Here is a 2,806-nt window from a genome sequence, read left to right as displayed (position 1 = left end):
TAATTTATCGGAGTATGAATGGTACTATCAATTCTGTTGATGATTTAATAAAAATTAAAAATTTTCCTGTTGATAAAGCAAAAATAATTGGTTTATATTTGGACTTTTAATCAGAACCATAAATTATGAACTTCGATTATAACGAAACACAATTGCTAATTGCGCAATCGATACGAGATTTTGCAGAACAAAACATTCGACCTCATATTATGGAGTGGGATGAAGCACAAATTTTTCCAGTTCCCTTGTTTAAAAAATTGGGAGAAATGGGTTTTATGGGAATTTTAGTTCCTCAAGAGTTGGGTGGTTCTGGTTTAGGCTATCACGAATATATAACAATTGTTGAAGAGTTGTCTAAAGTTGATCCTTCTATAGGATTGTCTGTTGCAGCTCACAATTCGTTGTGTACCAATCATATTTTGACTTTTGGAAATGAAGAGCAAAAGAAAAAATGGATTCCGAAACTAGCTTCTGGTGAACATATTGGCGCTTGGGGGTTAACGGAGCATAATACGGGTTCTGATGCGGGTGGAATGAATACTACTGCGGTTCGTGACGGAGATGATTGGATAATTAACGGTTCTAAAAATTTCATTACTCATGCCGTTTCTGGCGAAATAGCTGTTGTTGTAGTTCGAACAGGTGAAAAAGGAGATTCAAAAGGAATGACTTCTTTTGTGGTTGAAAAAGGAACTCCTGGGTTTAGTTCGGGTAAAAAAGAAAATAAATTAGGAATGCGCGCTAGCGAAACGGCAGAATTGATTTTTGATAATTGTCGAATTCCAGATACGAATCGTCTGGGAGAAGTAGGTCAAGGATTTATTCAAGCTATGAAAATATTGGATGGCGGTAGAATTTCTATTGGTGCTTTGGCTTTGGGAATTGCTAAAGGGGCGTATGAAGCTTCCTTGAAATATTCAAAAGAAAGATACCAATTTGGAAAAGCGATTTCTGAATTTCAAGGCATTTCGTTCAAGCTGGCTGATATGGCTACTGAGATAGAAGCTTCTGAATTGTTGTTGCATAAAGCGGCTTTCTTAAAGGAACAACATAGGCCTGTTACAACACTTGGAGCAATGGCTAAGATGTATGCATCGGAAATGTGTGTAAAAGTAGCTACTGATGCGATTCAAATTCACGGAGGGTATGGTTATACCAAAGATTATCCTGTAGAGAAGTTTTACCGAGATGCGAAGCTGTGTACGATAGGAGAGGGTACAACTGAAATTCAGAAAGTAGTCATTTCTAGAAATATATTGAAAGACTAGTCGCTAAAGAAGTTAGATATAAAAAGAAGCGCCAAGAATTTTTTTTTCTTGGCGCTTTTGCGTGAAGGATAGAAGCGAAAAGCCCGGAATGCAATGAGGACTTGTAGCGGATAGCCTGACGGCGAACGAGGATGTGTTTTGGAAAGCGGATGTATTTCGCCGGCACGCCCAAAATATTTAAGAAATTGTGTTTGTTATTCAAAATAAAAATATACTTTTGCAGCCTTAACGAGAGGAGGTGTCTATATTATGTTAATTATACCAATTAAAGACGGAGAAAATATCGATAGAGCATTAAAGCGCTATAAAAGAAAATTTGATAAAACAGGAACTGTTCGTCAGTTGCGTGCACGTCAAGCTTTCATTAAGCCATCTGTAACCAATAGAATGAAATTCCAGAAAGCGGCTTATATCCAAAATTTGAGAGATAGTTTAGAAAGTTAATTTCTAAATTTATTGAAATACGAACCGTTAGTCATTGAAATTATTTAATTTTGATGCTAACGGTTTTTTTTATGATGAATAATAAAGAAGCATTTCGAGATTACCTGCAGTTGGAGAAAAAATATTCTCCCCATACGGTTTTGGCGTATTGGAATGATATTGTTTCTTTTGAATTATTCAATTCGGTTCATTTCGATCAGCAAACCATTGATCAGGTTAATTATAGTCAAATTAGAAGTTGGATTGTTTCTTTGGTTGATGCAGATGTGTCGAATGTGTCTGTTAATAGAAAGATTGCTTCGCTCAAGGCGTATTATAAATTTCTTCTTAAAACAAAACAAATAGAGGTAAGTCCGCTTTTGAAACATAAAGCGTTAAAAACTCCTAAAAAAATCCAAATTCCATTTTCTGAAAAAGAGATTGATGCAGTCTTAGTGTATTTGCAAAATCCTATTGGTTTTGAAGCAATCCGAGATAAGTTGATTATTGACTTATTCTACACTACAGGGATGCGGCGAACAGAATTGATTCATTTGAAAATGGCAAATGTTAATTTTTCGACTGGTACGATTAAAGTTTTGGGGAAAAGAAATAAGGAACGAATTATTCCTGTATTACCTGTAATCAATTGTCAGTTTGAGAGTTATCTTTTAGAAAGATCAGGGTTGGAAAATATAACGGATGCTGAATATTTCTTTCTCACTAAAAAAGGGTTAAAAATAAATGATTCTTTTGTGTACCGATTAATAAATTCGTACTTTAGTGCTGTCTCCGAAAAGGTAAAAAAGAGTCCGCATATATTACGTCATACGTTTGCAACTCATTTATTGAATAATGGAGCCGATTTGAATTCAGTCAAAGAATTATTAGGGCATTCTAGTTTAGCGTCAACACAAGTATATACGCATAATAGTTTATCAGAACTGAAAAAGGTATATAAAGAGGCGCATCCTAGAAATCAAAAATAATTCCAAATGTTTAATTATTAATTAATTTGATTATGAAGGTAAGTGTTCACGCGGTTAACTTTACAGTTGACAGAAAGCTAGTTGATTTTGTTCAGGAAAAAATGGATAAATTAGAAAAGTATTATG

General features: G+C 34.6%; 4 protein-coding genes. All 4 read left to right on the top strand.

The features are described 5' to 3' along the window. The first annotated feature begins 125 nt into the window (after positions 1–125). On the top strand, positions 126–1,268 hold the full coding sequence (locus Q0L65_RS05450; protein ID WP_296684279.1) for an acyl-CoA dehydrogenase family protein: 1,143 nt from the start codon (positions 126–128) through the stop codon (positions 1,266–1,268). A gap of 249 nt (positions 1,269–1,517) precedes the next feature. Next, positions 1,518–1,712 carry a 30S ribosomal protein S21 gene (rpsU, locus tag Q0L65_RS05445; RefSeq protein ID WP_296684278.1) on the top strand — a complete coding sequence of 65 codons (195 nt, stop codon included), beginning with the start codon at positions 1,518–1,520 and terminating at the stop codon, positions 1,710–1,712. A 71-nt stretch (positions 1,713–1,783) separates the two neighbouring features. After that, entirely contained in the window at positions 1,784–2,680 is an 897-nt protein-coding gene (locus Q0L65_RS05440) for a tyrosine-type recombinase/integrase (RefSeq protein WP_296684276.1), read from the top strand. A 32-nt stretch (positions 2,681–2,712) separates the two neighbouring features. Then, on the top strand, positions 2,713–2,806 hold a 94-nt coding region (locus Q0L65_RS05435), incomplete at its 3' end, for an HPF/RaiA family ribosome-associated protein (RefSeq protein ID WP_366051356.1).

Origin of the sequence: Flavobacterium sp. (assembly GCF_024642105.1) — a bacterium.
GTDB lineage: Bacteria > Bacteroidota > Bacteroidia > Flavobacteriales > Flavobacteriaceae > Flavobacterium.
This window is presented reverse-complemented; position numbering and strand designations above follow the sequence as displayed.